This window comes from Bradyrhizobium sp. 41S5, assembly GCF_011516665.3.
Taxonomy (GTDB): Bacteria; Pseudomonadota; Alphaproteobacteria; order Rhizobiales; family Xanthobacteraceae; genus Bradyrhizobium; species Bradyrhizobium quebecense.
Genome location: NZ_CP083721.1, coordinates 6,206,936 through 6,224,177 on the forward strand (window position 1 = coordinate 6,206,936; position 17,242 = coordinate 6,224,177).

Consider the following 17,242-nt stretch of genomic DNA (forward strand, 5'->3'; position numbering starts at 1 on the left):
ATGTTCCGCCGGAAACCCACTGGGCGGGCGCCGTTCGGCAGGCTACAGTTCCGGCATGGCGGTCACAGATATTGCAACCCGGACCTATAATCACGGCTGGCGGCTCGATCCGATCGTGCGCAGCCTGCTGGACACCGATTTCTACAAGCTGTTGATGATGCAGATGATCCGGGAATGCTACCCGGACACGCAGACGACCTTTTCGGTGATCAACCGCTCGACCCATATCCGGCTTGCCGAGGTCATCGACGAGGGCGAGCTGCGCGCCCAGCTCGACCATGCCCGCACCATCCGCTTCACCAAGAAGGAACTGATCTGGCTCGCCGGCAACACGTTCTACGGCAAGACCCAGATGTTCTCGCCCGACTTCATCAACTGGCTCTCGACCTTCCGCCTGCCCGAATACGAGCTGCACAAGGTCGACGGCCAGTATGAGCTGCATTTCCACGGGCCGTGGACCCACACCACGATGTGGGAGATCCCGGCGCTCGCGATCCTCAACGAGCTGCGCTCGCGCGCCGCGACCAAGACCTACGGCCGCTTCGCCCTCGACGTGCTCTACGCCCGCGCCAAGGCCAAGCTGTGGGCCAAGGTGGAGCGGCTGCGCAAGCTGGACGGATTGCGGCTGTCCGATTTCGGCACGCGCCGCCGCCACGGCTTCCTCTGGCAGCGCTGGTGCGTCGAGGCAGTGAAGGAAGGTCTCGGCCCGTCCTTCACCGGAACGTCGAACGTGCTGCTCGCGATGGACAACGACCTCGAGGCGATCGGCACCAACGCGCACGAGCTGCCGATGGTGGCCGCCGCGCTCGCCAACGACGACCAGGAGCTGCGCTGGGCGCCTTACCGGATCCTCGACCAATGGCGCCACGCCTATGGCGGCAACCTCCTGATCGCGCTGCCCGATGCGTTCGGCACCAAGCCGTTCCTGCGCGATGCGCCGGATTGGGTCGCCGACTGGACCGGCTTTCGTCCCGACAGCGCACCGCCGATCACCGCCGGCGAAGAGATCATCAAATGGTGGAAGCAGAAGGGCCGCGACCCCAAGGAGAAGCTGCTGGTGTTCTCGGACGCGATGGATGTCGGCTCGATCGAGGAGACGTTCCATCACTTCAAGGGGCGTGTTCGCGTCAGTTTCGGCTGGGGCACCAACCTCACCAACGATTTCGTCGGCTGCGCGCCTGATGGCACCGCCGAACTCGATCCGATCTCGATCGTGTGCAAGGTGACGTCGGTCGACGGACGACCGGCCGTAAAGCTCTCCGACAATCCGGAGAAGGCGACCGGCATCCCGTCCGAGGTCGAGCGCTATTTGCGCGTGTTCGGCAATGTCGGCCGCGTTCGCACCGCAGTTCACGTTTGAATTCGCGAACCAACCAACCCCATCGACTGACCTGACGAGCTTCGCATGCCCGCACCCAAGCCGCCTGCCTTCGAAACACTGAGCCTGCACGCCGGCCAGCGCCCCGATCCCGCAACCGGCGCGCGCGCGGTTCCGATCTATCAGACCACGTCCTACGTGTTCCAGGACGCCGATCACGCCGCGGCGCTGTTCAACCTCGAACGCGCCGGCCATATCTATACGCGCATCTCCAATCCGACGACGGCGGTTCTGGAAGAGCGCATCGCCGCGCTCGAATGCGGCGTCGGCGCGATCTGCACCGCCAGCGGCATGGCGGCGATGCATCTGGCGATCGCGACACTGCTCAATGCCGGCGACCACATCGTCGCCTCCGCCTCGCTCTATGGCGGCACCATCAACCTCTTGGCGCACACGCTGCCGCGCTTCGGCATCACCACGACCTTCGTGAAGCCGCGCGCGCTCGATGAGTTCCGCGCCGCGATCAAGCCGAACACGCGGCTCGTGATCGGCGAGACCATCGGCAATCCCGGCCTCGAAGTGCTCGATATCCCCGCGGTCGCGCAGATCGCGCATGATGCGAAGATTCCGCTGCTGATCGACAACACCTTCGCGACGCCCTACCTCAGCCAGCCGATCGAGCTGGGCGCCGACATCACGATGAACTCGGCGACCAAGTGGATGGGCGGCCATGGCATCGCGATCGGCGGCGTCATCGTCGATGGCGGCCGGTTCGACTGGCGCGCCTCCGGCAAATTCCCGCAGCTCACCGAGCCCTATGCCGGCTATCACGGCATCGTCTTCGACGAGCAGTTCGGCAAGGCCGCCTTCATCATGCGCGCCCGCACCGAGGGCCTGCGCGATTTCGGCGCCTGCCTGTCGCCGACCAACGCCTTCCAGCTGCTGCAGGGCATCGAGACGCTCGGCGTCCGCATGGACCGTCACGTCGGCAACGCCCATGCGGTGCTGGACGCCCTCGCCACGAACAAGGCGGTCGACTGGGTGCTGCATCCGTCGCTGGAGACGCATCCGGACTACGCGCTGGCGAAGAAGCTGTTGCCGCGCGGCGCCGGCTCGATCATCAGCTTCGGCATCAAGGGCGGCCGCGCGGCCGGCAAGAAGTTCATCGAGCAGCTGAAGCTGATCAGCCATCTCGCCAATGTCGGCGACGCCAAGACGCTGGTGATCCACCCCGCCAGCACCACGCACCAGCAGATGGATGCCGAGCAGCTGAAAGCTGCCGGCATCGGCGAGGAACTGGTGCGGCTCTCGGTCGGCATCGAGACCGCGCAGGACATCATCGATGATCTCGGCCAGGCGCTGCGCGCCTCGCAAAGGACTTAGGGCCATGCAGCTTTCCGTCAACGGGTCAGATACCTTCATCGCGACCGGCGGCAGGCCGTTCGATGCATCGCTGCCGGCTGTCGTGATGATCCACGGCGCCGGCTTCGATTCCACGACCTGGGCGCTGCACAGCCGCTGGTTCGCCCATCACGGCTATTGCGTGCTGGCGCCGGATCTGCCCGGCCATGGCCGCTCCGCCGGCAAGCCGCTGCCGACCATCGCCGAGATGGCCGACTGGATCGCGGCGCTGATCACCGCCGCCGGCGTGTCGAAGGCGCGGCTGATCGGTCATTCCATGGGCTCGCTGATCGCAATCGAGACGTCCGCACGGCACCCCGACAAGGTCTCCGGCCTCGCGCTGATCGGCACTGCCGCGACCATGACGGTCGGCCCTGATCTCCTGAAAGCCGCCGAGGCCAATGACGCCGCCGCGATCGACATGGTCTCGATCTGGGGCCTCGGCTTCAAGGCCGAGCTCGGCGGCAGCCTCGCGCCCGGCCTGTGGATGCACCAGGGCGCGCGGCGGGTGCTGCAGGAGGCGAAGCCCGGCGTGCTGTACAACGACCTCAACGCCTGCAACGCCTACCAGAACGCGCTCGCCGCCGCGGCCGCGGTCAAGGTGCCCGCGACCTTCATCCTCGGCGAGCGCGACATGATGACCCCCGCCAAGGCCGGCAAAGCGCTCGCCGCCGCGACACCGAATGCCCGCACCGTGGTGCTGCCAGGCGCCGGCCATATGATGATGGTCGAGCAGCCCGACGAGCTGCTGGCGGCGCTGCGGTAGCGGAGCTGCGGGCTCCTCTTCCCTTCCTGTGTGGAAGAAGGTGGCGCAGACGCAAGTCCGCGCCGGATGAGACCTCTGCGTCCGCGGATTCAGCCCCCTCAGCCGGCTCCGATGCCCTCGCATTCGAACTGCCCTTTGCCGCCACAACTGCTGGTGACGTTGGAGAACCTCCTTCGACGGCGAGCGCCACCAAAATATCGAAAACAACCCCATGCAAAGCAGCAGGGCGACCGCTGGCGCTTGGACAAGCAACTTGACGCGTCGGGCAAATCAGCGATATCTTCTATTATTCCGAAATCATGCAAACGCCCCGACGTCTCCGCAACAGCGTACGCGTCCGTCGCGATTGCGGTCCGAAAATTCTTACCCACCATGCCATTGCAAGGGCGACTTGGCGGGTAAGCACTCGATCCGTATCAATGACCAATGGCGGGGTCGTTGTTCCGGTGGATCGACGCGGGTCCGGAGGACGCGGAGACAATCGACCGTCACGAGCCAGGGCGTGTATTCATAGATCGAGGCGGCTCGGCTCACGCGCGCTGGGCGTCTGCTATGGCCCGACAAGATCGCGAAAGCGGACATTGCCGTAAATCCGAGAACGGCCAATCGCGTCGTTTAATAAAGTCGGCCAGCTACTTCCGGTCTACCGTCAACTTCGGACATGTCGCTGCACTGCGCCAACCGACGCGATGGGCCAACTGCGGACCTCTGCTCAACACTAGAACTTTCCTTTGCGGCGGCCGATCATATCGTCGAGAACCAATTGCACCTTCAAGCCTTCAGGCTCTGTCAGAGACGGATAGAATGTTCGAACGTAGGCATTAATCTCTTGGGCAACTTCATAGGTGCGGCGACTGTCGTCCCCAAATGCAACATCTTCAAATCGCTTCAATAAGTCTGCGTTGGTTGCAACCTCCGCAGCAAGCGGAGCAAGCTCTTCCAAACTTCGTGTAACTACGCCACGCAACTGCAGGCTATTGCCCGTTACCGGTATTGCCTGCCTATCGGGAATTCCGGCTACATCACCCCGAAATCGCTTTCCTTCCTCGGTCCAACGGGCAAAGCGAGTATTCAGAGCCTCCATGAGCCCGAAGTCCGCGAGGGCTTCGAGGGCATGTTCGCCCGCGCTTTCGGAGATGCTGTCGACTTCGTCGCCGTGTCCGTCAAGATACCGACTTACCATCTTGACGAGTGCGATCAGGAGCTTCTGCTCTCGTTCGGTCATCGGCCGTTACCCCCCACATCGCTCCTTCGCGCTGTACCCGTCGACTATGAGCGGCTTAAGCGTGATTAGGTTGTAAAAGGAGTTGCGGCAACCTTTATCGCACAGAATGCTCAATTTTGAATGAAACGGGCGCGACTTCCGCAACGGGTCAAACTCGGAAGACGGAACGCGCGATCGCGACGTCCGCTTCACTCCCGGCACCGGACCTTCAATCGCCAGCGCGGTACGTCCGAGAAGGGCCAGAAGGCGACATCGCACGCCAGACCTGCTACGATGGCGGCCACTCATTGAAGCTCTCTAATTGGTGGTTGGTGCGCTGCCATGCGCTATGACTTCGTTCTGGTTCATCAGTTATGCCGAGAAATCGGCCTGATAGTGCGATTAAATACCGATCATCGTATAGAGGTCGATCTTGGCCGTGATGCAATTCTGTGCTTTCAGAACGCCGAACGCGAGGAAGACTGCCTTATCGGTTTTCTTGGTATGCCTTGGCATGTGCACGATAATCCTATGTTCGCCGATGCTCGCGGTAACTACATTGAACTCGACTACCTCGACCTACTCACAGGTTTGAAAGAGGGGCGGGTCCTCGTCTGCGAGCGGGAGGTGAAGGGGCGAACGGTCGACATCTGGCCGGTCCACAGCGAGTACAACGACGAGCTAAAGTATCTTGAAGAAGGCGAGCGGATCATCGTGCGTCGCGCAACGGGCCAACTGGCATAATTGAACAGAACCGACCGTTGTGTCCGTTGAGGCTCAAAAGGCGAAATACTCGCTGCGAGTAGATGTTTTCCGCTTTGGTCCCAACAACGGACATCGCTCAATAGGGTCGGGATGTCCGTTCGGGGCCAACAGCGGAAGTCGCCGATCAGCCCAGATCACAAGATAAGGGATGACCCAGCCTAATCTTCGGCGAACGAATCCAAAAGCGAACGAAACCGTTTCCTAATCTCGTCGGCCTGGTAGACGTACTTGCGATTGAAATCCAATGTGAGAACGCCCCATTGAGCTCCGGTCCGATCCGCTATCGTGCAGTCAGATCTCTTGTCCGTGGCCTTTCTGCAAACGAAAATCAAAGGGCCTTCAGGCGTATCTTTTAGGAACAGATCAGAATTAGCCGCCTCACATAATTGGTATCCGGACTCGACCGCGCGAAAAGCGCCCGAGCCTTTCTCCTCGCACCAACGCTGCCATAGAAGCCTCCGTTCGGACCAATTCAGTTCCTCCTGCCCACCGCGGATCGTGGCAACTACCTGATCTCCGTATCCGCCGTCGAACGGACTCTTTACGAACCTGTCAGCGTTATTCGCCGTCCTGGGCTCCAGATTGGGAAGCAGAGCGTAAAGGTCGAACGTCGTCTCTTTTGGATCACCACTTGATTGATTCAGATCCACCAAATAGTTACGCGGAATGTTGTAGATCTTGTCGCCAAAGGCGATCGGAATCGTTCTCCGATCGAGCGACGGATAAATTTGCCGCAGTTCCTCGACAGAGGCATGCCTTTGCAGCTTCTCCGCGAAGGACTCGTGCTTCAGCAGCAGGTCGGCAGGTTGATAAAACATCTTGTAGCTCACGAAGGAGCCTGCGATCAGCGCAATCGCAACGACGCCACCGACAAGCCACTTCATCCGGTGGGAAGTTTGTGCGCCGGAGGAGATGCTGGTCGTGTAATATTGCCTTCGTCCAAACTCAGCCATGTCCCCAGTCCGCTTGCCGATCCTGGCACCCTCTTTTGGGTTGCCGAATTTTCGGTGAACGGGAGCACCTTATCGGCTCGTTCCAAAAGAACGACTTGCCGAGCAAATCGAACTTTATCAATTGCGATGTCGGTTCCGTAACTGGACGCGATGCTGACGACGTCAGCTATGGGTCAAACTGAGACCTCGCACCGACGGGTCGGCACTTCCGGTCTTCATTCGGAAGCGGACATCGTCACGGCCGTCCGGCATGTCTCAAGAGGGCCAACAACAGATTCATGCACTGCAGCAAGACGCTCTCGATTTTGGCTTCGCTTTTATCGGCGATGGCCGCAGGCAGCGTGTAATGATCGGACTTCAAGCCCTCCCGAAGGATGAGCGGGAGGACTGTTGCCAATCCGCTCGCCAATGTGGCGCTCGACCCGCTTGGAAAGGTCCCCGAATTCAAGTTTTGCGCCATGCGCGTGAAGCCAGTGGCAATTAGGACGGCGGCGGCCGAGCAGGCGACGGCCGCGATCAATCGCCCGGGGCCGCTGTCAGTTGGCGAGAGGCGGCTGCGGCGCGATCTTGTTCTGCGCGATGATGGCTTCGGCACGCGCGAGATTTTCCAGCAGGCGCTGGCTGGTCAAGACAAGGAAGTAATAGCCGAACTGCGGGTTTTGGAAGTAGATCTCGAGCAGCTTTTCGTAGCTGATAGTTAGAACGCGGCCATCCTCGATACATTCGATCGTCGCGGTCCGGCGGTTGTCGGGCGTGAGGAAACCAAGCTCGCCCATCAAACGCCCCGGCGGAAGTTCGACGTTGATTTCGACGACCCGGAATTTGCCGGTGACGGTCAGCAGCATTTCGTTGGCCGCGTCACCTTTCCTCATCAAGATATCGCCCTTGCGATACTTGCGGTCAGTCATGAACGGCTTGAGCCACTCCATCGACATGTCGCCCTGCGTTGCGGTACGCGCCTTCTTCACGAGAGCGAGCATTTGACGGAGACGGTAGGCATTGATGGGAATCATCAGGAGATACAGAAGAAAGGTCGTGACGGCTCCGGTGAGCGCACCGAAAATGGCGAAGAACGCGCAACCGATCATGTTCGCGACCCGCAGCGGCACCATCGTGTGTGTCAGCAACGTGGCGACGAAGAAGATCGCGCCGATCAGGGCGAACATATTGGCAAGCGTGATGTTGTGCAGGAAGAGCTCCAGCAGGCGGTTGAAGATGGCGTCCCAGGTCACGTTGTTCGGATCGAGGCCCATTTGGACCAGAATCTTCGCGAACCTGAGGTTGTCCGTTGCTGCATCGAGGATGCGGTCCAGCATGATGGACATATCTCCTTTTGGAGCCGGTGAGGCCAGCTTACCGGAAGTTGTTATTCGCGGCGCAGCAAACTTGACCACCCGACTTCCGAGATGGGTCAAACTCGGAAGTCGCGCGCCTTCCGCCGAAGTCCGCTGGTCCCCGGTGAGCAGTCATCCGTGGGCCGCGCGATGAGGTCCGAAGAGGGCCAATAGCCGACATTTCTTCCGTCTGCTGCTATTCCAGAACGCCTTCGTTTCAAAACTAAGCGCCGCTTTTGGGATAGATGCGGCGAACCTCTAGTTCTTCCCACCGCGTTATAACTTTCGCCTTGAAGCCCGCCTGATCAAATCTGACCTCGCCGTCATCCTCGACCAGAAAAATATCATCTTGGCACGCGACGGCTTCGAGGAAGCGTGGCGACCGAATGCTGAGATCGACTTGCCCGCGAAATTCAAAATGACTATGCAGCATTTCAAAGGAGAACATCGCGACACAATAATTATCGAAGGTCTCGAACCTTGAAAAGTCAGCCACCGCGCATTCGTCCAAGCCAATCACTGGGTAGAAATTCGGTCCCCAGAGACCGGGAGTTGGTTGGAGAAACTTTAGAATGCCGATTTCCTCCAGCGTGCCAGCGGGCCACTCCCAAGTACTCATAAATTCATGGAAGAATGCCTCACGTGGCGTGCCACTTTCATCAGGAAAGGATCGGAGCCGCCCTCCCTTTCGATCGAGTTCCATTTTCCGATAGACCTCGAACAGAAGCTCGTACACGATCGCAGCCACGGTCGCGTTTTGCATTCCTCGACCTCTGAGTACCGCTCCGGTTCAGCCGCTAAGAGTATACGGCAATTCCTTAGAAATTCGTCGAGTTGCTTTGTTTAATGTCTGCGTTAGGTCAGTCGCGTCGTCTTTGCAGTAGGCCAGCTACTTCAGGTCTACCCTCAACTTCATGTCGCTGCACTGCGCCAACTGACGCGATGGGCCAAAGGGGCGCATCCTTACGTCAGTCATTTTGATACCCCTTCAGCACGGCCGACATCTGGCCCTTTTCCTTCAGCCATTGCGGCCAGATTTCCGGGAGCGGCGTCACTGGATCGTCGGTCAATTGCAGGACGACACGTTTGAGCTTGATGCCCGGCCCAAAACTTGCGGCTAGGTCATCGGGCGGAAGATCGAGATACTTGTGCTGACCGTCGATATCGACGAACCGAATTAGCTGTGACAGCGTGACAAATGGCACGTCACGCGGCCCGCGTTGACGAAGCAAGTCTTCAAGCGCCGTCTTCTTCCGCGCATAGTCGGCCGCTCCACCGGATAAGCGATAGGCTGCAAACGGCAGGCATCCGATATCGTCAAACAGGCAGAAAACCTGCTTGTTGCGATCGGCGCGCTGCGCGGGTGTCCTTGTCGCATCCGAGAACGTTAAAAACAGCAAGCCCTTTTCGCCGAGATCGACGGTTGGTGCATATCCGACAGGCAGCGGAAATGAGTTGTACTGGCTGGGAGACCAGCTCGGTTCTATATTGTAAGAGACGTCAATGACGCTCGATCCGGTCTTGATCTGGTCGCCATCCTGTACCTCGACGGTGAGCCGGTAGCGGACGTGAACAGCGTAAAAATTGAGCCACAATAGACCGACCCCAGCGATCACCAGACCTACAGGTATGCCGAGCGCTATCAGGCAGCCCTTCCTCATTCGATATCTCTCAAGCCCAAAACTTCAGGGATCATTGAATCGCCAAACGTTACTGGTTGTATGAACTGTCGTCGTCAACCTTTAACGCTTCCAATGCTCAATTTTGAATGAAGCAGGCGACTTCCGTTCTGGGTCAAACTGAGACCTCGCGCCGGCGGGTCGGCACTTCCGGTCTTCGTTCGGAAGCGGACATCGTCACGGCCGTCCGGCATGTTTCAAGAGGGGCCAAGCGGTCATTCAAGCCGGTCGGGAGCGAATTCGCTTGCCTTGCTTTGAGTCCTTTTGCACTCTCGGGCAAGGAGGCCGATGCATGAAGATAATCACCGTCGCGTGCGCTCTCGGAGCGGCCCTGGTGCTGTGTAACCTCGGGACGTCAGGTGCTGAAGCCCGGGCGCGGAAGGCACAAGTCGTTCATGAACGAACGAGGGTCGTTATCACGACGCCCGTGATAACGCCGACTCCGTGGGATTATTATATTGTTCCACGATATCGCTATCGCCCTGAAGACGACCGGGTCGATCCATACGGACCGCCCGTGGCGTCGTCTTGGGACCTCTATGAGGGCTGGCGGTGGCCATACTGGTGGTGAACAGCGATCACGCCAAACGGATCGCGTTCCGGAAGAAGCGGCGATCGCTGCCTGACGGGCGCGGCGGTGGAGCGTAACGCCGGGACAAGATCACGCATCGTCATGCTGCGTTGTGGCTGCGGACCGCTGTGAGTCAGATGCCGCCATTGGGGGCCCAACCGGGCGGCGTCCGCTCAATAGGCGGCTTCGGGCCCGAGGCGGACCTTCGGAGGGTAGAGATCGTTTTGTGCTTGAGTGGTGCTACGAATGCCGTAGCTAGTCGCGACCCTCGTAGGTCAGCCAACGTCTTTCCGGCGCTGACGGCTTTGTTAACGACACCGTTGCGTCACAACCGATAAAGCTCAGGACGAGCACAAGATTTCCGCTAGCGCCCCAAGGCCCGTTGCAGGTTTATGAGCACACGCTCAGATCTGGTCGGTCCACACGGATAGCGTAGGCCAAGAGCGCGTGCCGGCGCGACCAACGAGCCATCCTCCCAGGAAAGGGTCAGGACAGTTCGCAGATCGCACCTTGCTCACTGCTTCGCCGGCTTCCGCTCGATCGGATGAATGTCGATCGCGCGCAGGCGGCCGAGGCGGAGCACGTCCATCGACAGGGTGCGGTCGATCCGGCTGTGATCGAGCGCGCGGATCAGGTCGTCGACACCGTGGATCTCGATGCCGTCGAGCCCGATCGCGACGTCGCCCGGCAACAGCCCGGCGCGCGCGGCCGGGCTGTCCGGCTCGATCTGCATCAAGAGCGCGCCCATCTTGTTCTCGACGCCGGCGAGCACCGCATGGCGCCGCGGCACCGGCGCGGTCTGCCCGGCGACGCCGATATAGGCGCGGCGGACATAGCCGTGGCGGATGATCTCCGACAGCACGAACTGCGCGGTGTTGCTGGCGACCGCAAAGCAGATGCCCTGCGCGCCGTTGATGATCGCGGTGTTGATGCCGATCACCTCGCCCTTCGACGACACCAGCGGCCCGCCGGAATTGCCGGGATTGAGCGCGGCATCGGTCTGGATCACGTCCTCGATGGTGCGCCCGCTGACCGAGCGGATCGAGCGGCCGAGCGCCGACACCACGCCGGCGGTCACCGTCGATTCGAACCCGAGCGGATTGCCGATCGCGACCACGAGCTGGCCGCGCCGCAAGGACTTGGAGTTGCCGAGCGAGGCATAGGGCAGATCGCGCGCGCCGTCGGCCCGCAGCAGCGCGAGGTCGGTGTCGGGATCGACGCCGAGCACATGGGCGTCGGTGACGAAGCCCTCGGTGTCGCGCAGCCGGATCTGCTTCGACGATCCGACCACATGGCTGTTGGTCAGCACGAACCCGTCGGGCGAGATCACGATGCCCGAGCCGAGCCCACCGCGCTCGCGCGCATTGCGGACCTTCGGCCCGGTCTCGACCCGGACCACGGCGGGACCGACGCGGTCGGTGACGTCGATCACGGCATTGGAATAGGCGTCCAGCAAAGCCCGGTCATCGACCTGGTCATCAACTCGGGCAGCGTCGTCCGTCCGCGATGACAGCGTGTCACCGGCGGTATCTGAGGTAAAATCCAGCATGGCGAGAGTCCTTTGGGCACCTCAGATGGTGACCGGCTCCCACCGCTGCAAGTGGTTACGTCACGCACCTGCCCGGGTGGCTAGGGCAAGATGAGTTTGGATCAAAACGGCTCGGCCGCGCACTAGCTTCACCTCTCCCCGATGGCGAGAGGTCGATTTGCGAAGCAAACCGGGTGAGGGGCCGCAGCACCAATGGGGGACCGTAACCCCTCACCCGGCGCGACGCGCCGACCTCTCCCAAGGGAGAGGTGAAGCTTCGCTGTCGGTGCAGATCAGCCTGATCTCGTCAGGCCCTAGGTCGCCCGCCGCAGCGTGCCGCCCCGCGCCTTGACGGGATCGAGCAGCGACCAGTCGCCGTCCGGCAGCAGGTGGCCTTTCGGGAACGGCGCGCGCAGCTCGAGCCCGAGCGAGCGCAGCACGCGGTCGTCGCGGTAGTAGCATTGCAGCACCACGCGGACGAGCGTGGCCGCGGCAGCGCCGCCATGCTTGCGAAACTCCAGCGCCACCGCATCGCGCCCGGCATCGTCGAGCTCGGCAAGCGGCTTGCCGGCGAGCTTTGCCAGATGATCGAGCGCCTGCGCGACCAGCGTGGTGTCGCGGCCGAGCGTTGCGAGCATGTCGGCCTGGATCGCGGGATCGTCGGCCCCAGGCACCCTGTACTCGGCGCTTTCGGGAACGATCATCGCAGCGATGGTGCGGAGATCGGCGCGCTGGGCTGCGGTCAGTTGTTTGCTATCGGACATGTCGGTCTCTGGCGGTCTCAGTCGAACAGATTGGCGAGGCGCTGCTTCATCTGGTCGGCGATGTAGAGCGCGAGGGCCTGGATGGTGGAGGTCGGGTTCACGCCACCCGAGGTGACGAAGATGCTGCCGTCGACGATGAAGAGGTTCTTCACGTCGTGCGAGCGGCCCCATTCGTTGACCACGGAGCGTGTGGGATCGGTCCCCATTCGCGCGGTGCCGAGCAGATGCCATCCGCCCCACGGAATCGGATCGTTGATGCAGATGTCGGTGGCGCCGGCGGCCTCGAGAATCTCGCGGCCGCGCGCCAGGCCATGGTCCATCATCTTCCGGCTGTTCGCGCTGATCGTGTAGTCGATCTTCGGCGCCGGAATGCCGTGACTGTCCTTCAGGACCGGATCGAGCGTGACGCGGTTGTGCTCCTCCGGCAGATCTTCGCAGATCGCCGACACCGCGAGGCGATGACCGTTGAGCTTGCGGAACACGCGGTGATGATCCTTGCCCCAGGGCAGGATGCCCTTCTGCTCGCTCGCGACCGCCTCGAACACCGGCCCCGCGCCGCGGCCGAACTGGATGCCGTAGCCGCGGACGAAGCCGCGCGACAGGTCGGTGTCGTAGAACTCCTTGCTCCACAGGCAAGTCGGCGGCGCGCGGTTGCTGTCGGTCGGCTCCTTCACGAAGCCGTAGACCTGCGCATAGGGGTGGAACATCAGGTTCTTGCCGACCAGGCCCGACGAGTTGGCGAGGCCGTTCGGGAATTTTCCCGACACCGAGTTGAGCAGCAGCCGCGGCGTGCCGACGCCGTTGCAGGCGATGATGACGACCTCAGCCGGCTGGAATTGCTCGACGCCATCCTTGTCGTAATAGACGACGCCGGAGGCCATGCCGTGTTCGTTGGTCAGGATCTCGCGCACCCGGCAATGGGTCTTGAGCTCGACCCCGGCGCGGATTGCGTGCGGCCAGTAGGTGATGTCGGTCGAGGCCTTGGCGCCCTGCGCGCAGGCCGGCGTGCAGTGGCCGAGATTGATGCAGCGCGCCCTGCCCTCGTAATCCATCGTCGCAACCGTGGTGTCCGACGGCCACCAGTGCCAGCCGAGCTTGTTCATGGCCTTGCCGATCAGCGGACCTGATAGCCCGAGCGGCTGCTGCGGCATCGGCGGATGGCTGAGCGGCGACAGCGGATCGCCCGACAGGCCCGACACGCCCATCATGCGATCGTTCTCCTCGAAGAACGGGGTGAGCGCGTCGTAATCGATCGGCCAGTCGTCGGCGACGCCGTCGAGCGTCTTCACCTTGAAGTCGGAGGGATGCAGCCGCGGCCAGTGCGCGGTGTACATCACGGTCGAGCCGCCGACGGCGTTGAAGTTGACGACTTTGATCGGCGAATTGCCGTCATTGATCGGATAGTCCTCGGGCCGCTTGCGGACATTCGGGCTGGACGACCACTCGCCGTAGAATTTCGCCTCCCAGTCGCGGCCGGTGCTCGGATATTCGGCAGGATTCATCCAGCCGCCCTGGTCGAGGCAGAGGATATGCATCTTGGTATCGGCGAGGCTCCAGGCCACCGCGGCGCCGGAGGCGCCGGCGCCGATGATCAGGACGTCAACGGGATCGTTCTTCATTCTTGTTCCTTGAAGTCTCTTCATCGTCATTGCGAGGAGCGACAGCAATGACGGGTGATGCGGCTCAATTCACGATTCTCACCGGCAAGCTTCGTATACCGCGGATGAAATTGGAATAGAGCCTTTGCGGCGGGCCCGTCAGCTCAAAACGCAGATCGCGCGCCAGAACCTCCTCCCAGAGGATGCGCAATTGCTGCTCGGCGAGGCGGTCGCCGACGCAGCGATGGATGCCGGCGCCGAAGGCCAGATGCTGGCGCGGCTTGGCGCGGTCGATGATGAACTCGTCGGCACGCTCGATCTTGTCCTCGTCGCGGTTGCCGGAGATGTACCACATCACGACCTTGTCGCCCTTTTTGATCTGCTTGCCGGCGAGCTCGACATCGTTGCGCGCGGTGCGGCGCATGTGCAGCACCGGCGTGTGGTAGCGGATGGTCTCGGAGACGAGGTTCGGGATCAGCTCCGGCCTCGCGCGGACCAGCTCGAACTGCTCCGGATTCTCGCACAGCGCCATCAGCCCGGCCGACATCGAGTTGCGCGTGGTGTCGTTGCCGCCGACGATCAGGAGCCCGATGGTGCCGATGAACTCGCGCGGCTCCAGATTCCGCGTCGCTTCCGAATGCGCCAGCATCGAGATCAGGTCGAAGGTCGGCGGCGCGTCGATCCGCGCGTCCCATAGCTTGCGGAAATGTTCTCCCATCTTGACCAGTTCGGCGGTGCGTTCGGCCTCCGACTGCACCACCGCGTCAGGCGAATCGATGTTGGCGATTGCGACATCCGACCACCAGGTCAGCTTGGCGCGGTCCTCTGCGGGAAAATCGAACAGCGTCGCCAGCATCATGTTGGTGAGGTCGACCGAAACCCGCTCGGCCCAATCGAAGGTCTCGTTGCGCGGCAGCGCGTTCAGCACGGCCGAGGTGCGCTTGCGGATCAGCGCATCGAAATTGGCGAGGTTCGACGGCGCCACGATCGGCGCGACCGTGCGGCGCTGCGCGGTGTGGCCGGGCGGGTCCATGCGGATGAAGCTCGGCCGCTCCTGCCCCTTCGGCTGGTCAGCGACCTGGATACCGCCGAGGTCGGAGGCCGAGGAGTAGTTCTGGTGGTCCAGCTCGACCGCAAAGATGTCGTCGTAGCGCGTCACCGACCAGTACGGACCGTAGGCCGAGGCCTCGCAATAATGCACGGGATCGTCGCGGCGGAGCTGCGCGAACAGCGGCCGCCAGGTGTCATCCTGATAAAGCCGGGGGTTGCTGACGTCTGTAGACGTCGGCCTGCGCAGCGCCTCTCCCATCGCTTCACTCCCACTGGTTCCGTCGCCGCTTGGCGGGCGATCGTCTTTGTCAGCCGACGATAGAGGATATCCCGCGGCTGAGTAAAGCTATGGGGCGGACCGTCCGCCGCGCGGAATGCGCGCGGGCCGGCGCACCCGGCAAATCGCGATAGCTGCCCCGCTGCTCGATGTTTGTCGGCAGCGGCAAGACCGGTTAGCCTTGCCGGCAATCAACCCATCAGGGAGCAACGACAGGTGGCCGCAACGCGCCAGGACAACAGCCCCGAGACGGCGGCGCTGGACTACGACGTCATCATCATCGGCGCCGGGTTGTCCGGCATGTACCAGCTCTACCGGCTGCGCGAACTCGGCCTCTCGGCGCGCGTGTTCGAGGCCGGCACCGGCGTCGGCGGCACCTGGTACTGGAACCGCTATCCCGGCGCGCGGTTCGATTCCGAAAGCTATTCCTACGGCTACTCGTTCTCGAAGGAGTTGTTGCAGGAATGGGAATGGTCGGAGCATTTCGCCGGCCAGCCCGAGACCCTGCGCTACTGCAACTACGTCGCCGACAAGTTCGATCTGTGCCGCGACATCCAGTTCGAAAGCCGCGTCGCGTCCGCGATCTACCGGGACGACACGCGAAGCTGGCAGGTCGCGCTGGAGAACGGCGCGCGCCATAGCTGCCGCTTCCTGATCACCGCGATCGGCCCGCTCTCGACCCCGACCCTGCCGCGGATCGAGGGCCGCGACGATTTCAAGGGCCAGTCGTTTCACACCGCGCGCTGGCCGAAAGCGAAAGTGGATTTCGCCGGCAAGCGCGTCGCCGTGATCGGCACCGGCGCGACCGGCATCCAGACCATCCAGACCATTGCCGGCGAGGTCGGCCACCTCACCGTGTTCCAGCGCACCGCCAACTGGGCGGCGCCGCTGCACAACGGCAAGATCGACGCGGAGACGCAACGCAAGATCAAGGCCGGTTATCCCGAGATCTTCGCGCGCTGCAAGGAAACCTTCGCCTGCTTTGTCCATACGCCCGATCCACGCGGCGCGTTCGAGGTCAGCGACGCCGAGCGCGAGGCGTTCTACGAGAAACTCTATGGCGAGCGCGGCTTCGGCATCTGGCAGGGCAATTTCAGGGATATCCTGATCGACCGCGAGGCGAATGCGACGATCAGCGACTTCGTCGCGCGCAAGATCCGCGAGCGCGTGAAGAACCAGGCGGTGGCCGAGAAGCTGATCCCGAAGAACCACGGCTTCGGCACGCGACGGCTGCCGCTCGAGACCTTCTATTACGAGGTCTACAACCGCGACAATGTCGAGCTTGTCGATCTGAAGGAGACGCCGATCGAGCGGATCACGCCCGAGGGTATCCGGACGACCGAGAAGGATTACCACTTCGACATCATCATCTACGCCACCGGCTTCGATGCCATCACCGGCAGCTTCGACAACATCGATCTCCGCGGCGCGCACGGCGCAAGGCTGAAGGAGAAGTGGACGCACGGCCCCGAAACCTATCTCGGGCTGATGGTCGACGGCTTTCCCAACATGATGATGCTGATGGGCCCGCACACCGCGCTCGGCAACATCCCGCGCAGCATCGAATACAGCGTCGACTGGGTCACCGGCCTGCTCCGTTTTGCGAAAGCGAACGGCCTGACCTTCCTCGACGCCACCCCCGAAGGCACCGCCGGCTGGACCGATCACGTCAAGGCGCTTGGGGTCGGGCTGCTGTCCAACGAGGTCGATTCCTGGATGACCGGCATCAACCGCAACGTCGAGGGCAAGCAGAGGCGCATCGTCGCCCGCTACAGCGGCAGCGCGCCGGCGTATCGGGCACGATGCGACGAGGTCGCGGCGAAAGGGTATGCGGAGTTGAGGTTGGGGTAGGTCACGTATTGAAGGAGAACGTGGCCGCACACACTACCGTCGTCCCGGCGCAGGCCGAGACCCATACGCCGCGGCTTGTGTCGTGAAAGGGACTCGTCGTTCCAGCATCGCGCGATGGCTTGCATCGGTGGTTATGGGTCCCGGCCTTCGCCGGGACGACACCGAGTTTGATGCACGACCCGC

Annotated in this window: 15 protein-coding genes; 5 read left to right on the top strand and 10 right to left on the bottom strand. The window is 62.1% G+C overall.

Features of this window, described 5'->3' with window-relative positions; all coding sequences use genetic code 11:
• Positions 1-55 precede the first annotated feature (55 nt).
• The 3 genes from pncB to HAP47_RS29865 are packed head-to-tail and all read left to right on the top strand — an operon-like array spanning position 56 to position 3,485.
• Positions 56-1,360, top strand: a complete 1,305-nt coding sequence (gene pncB / locus HAP47_RS29855; RefSeq protein WP_173641508.1) for a nicotinate phosphoribosyltransferase — start codon at positions 56-58, stop codon at positions 1,358-1,360.
• A 45-nt stretch (positions 1,361-1,405) separates the two neighbouring features.
• Entirely contained in the window at positions 1,406-2,701 is a 1,296-nt protein-coding gene (locus HAP47_RS29860; protein WP_173641507.1) for an O-acetylhomoserine aminocarboxypropyltransferase, read from the top strand.
• A 4-nt stretch (positions 2,702-2,705) separates the two neighbouring features.
• Entirely contained in the window at positions 2,706-3,485 is a 780-nt protein-coding gene (locus HAP47_RS29865) for an alpha/beta fold hydrolase (RefSeq protein WP_173641506.1), read from the top strand.
• Between the two features lie 718 nt (positions 3,486-4,203).
• Here the strand turns inward: HAP47_RS29865 and HAP47_RS29870 are convergent.
• Positions 4,204-4,710, bottom strand: a complete 507-nt coding sequence (locus tag HAP47_RS29870) for a hypothetical protein (RefSeq protein ID WP_173641505.1) — start codon at positions 4,708-4,710, stop codon at positions 4,204-4,206.
• A 321-nt stretch (positions 4,711-5,031) separates the two neighbouring features.
• Here HAP47_RS29870 and HAP47_RS29875 point away from each other — a divergent pair, with 321 nt between their 5' ends.
• Entirely contained in the window at positions 5,032-5,433 is a 402-nt protein-coding gene (locus HAP47_RS29875) for a hypothetical protein (RefSeq protein WP_173641504.1), read from the top strand.
• Between the two features lie 179 nt (positions 5,434-5,612).
• Here the strand turns inward: HAP47_RS29875 and HAP47_RS29880 are convergent, their stop codons facing one another.
• The 9 genes from HAP47_RS29880 to HAP47_RS29920 all read right to left on the bottom strand — a co-directional run bounded on the left by HAP47_RS29880 (position 5,613) and on the right by HAP47_RS29920 (position 15,190).
• Positions 5,613-6,407: a hypothetical protein gene (locus HAP47_RS29880; RefSeq protein ID WP_173641503.1), complete on the bottom strand. Its 795-nt coding sequence runs from the start codon at positions 6,405-6,407 to the stop codon at positions 5,613-5,615.
• Between the two features lie 235 nt (positions 6,408-6,642).
• Positions 6,643-6,927: a hypothetical protein gene (locus tag HAP47_RS29885; RefSeq protein WP_173641502.1), complete on the bottom strand. Its 285-nt coding sequence runs from the start codon at positions 6,925-6,927 to the stop codon at positions 6,643-6,645.
• Between the two features lie 16 nt (positions 6,928-6,943).
• Positions 6,944-7,732 (bottom strand): Crp/Fnr family transcriptional regulator, encoded by a 789-nt coding sequence (locus tag HAP47_RS29890; protein ID WP_173643056.1) that lies wholly within the window; start codon positions 7,730-7,732, stop codon positions 6,944-6,946.
• Between the two features lie 232 nt (positions 7,733-7,964).
• Positions 7,965-8,504: a hypothetical protein gene (locus HAP47_RS29895; protein WP_173641501.1), complete on the bottom strand. Its 540-nt coding sequence runs from the start codon at positions 8,502-8,504 to the stop codon at positions 7,965-7,967.
• 205 nt (positions 8,505-8,709) lie between these two features.
• Positions 8,710-9,402 carry a hypothetical protein gene (locus HAP47_RS29900; protein WP_173641500.1) on the bottom strand — a complete coding sequence of 231 codons (693 nt, stop codon included), beginning with the start codon at positions 9,400-9,402 and terminating at the stop codon, positions 8,710-8,712.
• Between the two features lie 1,103 nt (positions 9,403-10,505).
• The gene (locus HAP47_RS29905; protein WP_173641499.1) at positions 10,506-11,540 is read right to left on the bottom strand and encodes a S1C family serine protease; all 1,035 of its coding nucleotides are present in this window, start codon (positions 11,538-11,540) and stop codon (positions 10,506-10,508) included.
• Positions 11,541-11,833: 293 nt separating this feature from the next.
• A complete protein-coding gene (locus tag HAP47_RS29910; RefSeq protein WP_173641498.1) occupies positions 11,834-12,283 on the bottom strand; it encodes a hypothetical protein in 450 nt (149 codons plus the stop codon).
• 17 nt (positions 12,284-12,300) lie between these two features.
• The gene (locus HAP47_RS29915) at positions 12,301-13,902 is read right to left on the bottom strand and encodes a GMC family oxidoreductase (protein WP_173641497.1); all 1,602 of its coding nucleotides are present in this window, start codon (positions 13,900-13,902) and stop codon (positions 12,301-12,303) included.
• A gap of 64 nt (positions 13,903-13,966) precedes the next feature.
• A complete protein-coding gene (locus HAP47_RS29920; RefSeq protein ID WP_173641496.1) occupies positions 13,967-15,190 on the bottom strand; it encodes a cytochrome P450 in 1,224 nt (407 codons plus the stop codon).
• A gap of 234 nt (positions 15,191-15,424) precedes the next feature.
• Here HAP47_RS29920 and HAP47_RS29925 point away from each other — a divergent pair, with 234 nt between their 5' ends.
• On the top strand, positions 15,425-17,059 hold the full coding sequence (locus tag HAP47_RS29925; protein WP_173641495.1) for a flavin-containing monooxygenase: 1,635 nt from the start codon (positions 15,425-15,427) through the stop codon (positions 17,057-17,059).
• The last annotated feature ends 183 nt before the right edge of the window (positions 17,060-17,242 follow it).

What these genes read in the sequence shown, in the direction of transcription:
- pncB (WP_173641508.1), top strand. Translation starts at nt 56, where the DNA reads ATGGCGGTCACAGATATTGCAACCCGGACCTATAATCACGGCTGGCGG.
- HAP47_RS29860 (WP_173641507.1), top strand. Translation starts at nt 1,406, where the DNA reads ATGCCCGCACCCAAGCCGCCTGCCTTCGAAACACTGAGCCTGCACGCC.
- HAP47_RS29865 (WP_173641506.1), top strand. Translation starts at nt 2,706, where the DNA reads ATGCAGCTTTCCGTCAACGGGTCAGATACCTTCATCGCGACCGGCGGC.
- HAP47_RS29870 (WP_173641505.1), bottom strand. Translation starts at nt 4,710, where the DNA reads ATGACCGAACGAGAGCAGAAGCTCCTGATCGCACTCGTCAAGATGGTA.
- HAP47_RS29875 (WP_173641504.1), top strand. Translation starts at nt 5,032, where the DNA reads ATGCGCTATGACTTCGTTCTGGTTCATCAGTTATGCCGAGAAATCGGC.
- HAP47_RS29880 (WP_173641503.1), bottom strand. Translation starts at nt 6,407, where the DNA reads ATGGCTGAGTTTGGACGAAGGCAATATTACACGACCAGCATCTCCTCC.
- HAP47_RS29890 (WP_173643056.1), bottom strand. Translation starts at nt 7,732, where the DNA reads ATGTCCATCATGCTGGACCGCATCCTCGATGCAGCAACGGACAACCTC.
- HAP47_RS29895 (WP_173641501.1), bottom strand. Translation starts at nt 8,504, where the DNA reads ATGCAAAACGCGACCGTGGCTGCGATCGTGTACGAGCTTCTGTTCGAG.
- HAP47_RS29900 (WP_173641500.1), bottom strand. Translation starts at nt 9,402, where the DNA reads ATGAGGAAGGGCTGCCTGATAGCGCTCGGCATACCTGTAGGTCTGGTG.
- HAP47_RS29905 (WP_173641499.1), bottom strand. Translation starts at nt 11,540, where the DNA reads ATGCTGGATTTTACCTCAGATACCGCCGGTGACACGCTGTCATCGCGG.
- HAP47_RS29910 (WP_173641498.1), bottom strand. Translation starts at nt 12,283, where the DNA reads ATGTCCGATAGCAAACAACTGACCGCAGCCCAGCGCGCCGATCTCCGC.
- HAP47_RS29915 (WP_173641497.1), bottom strand. Translation starts at nt 13,902, where the DNA reads ATGAAGAACGATCCCGTTGACGTCCTGATCATCGGCGCCGGCGCCTCC.
- HAP47_RS29920 (WP_173641496.1), bottom strand. Translation starts at nt 15,190, where the DNA reads ATGGGAGAGGCGCTGCGCAGGCCGACGTCTACAGACGTCAGCAACCCC.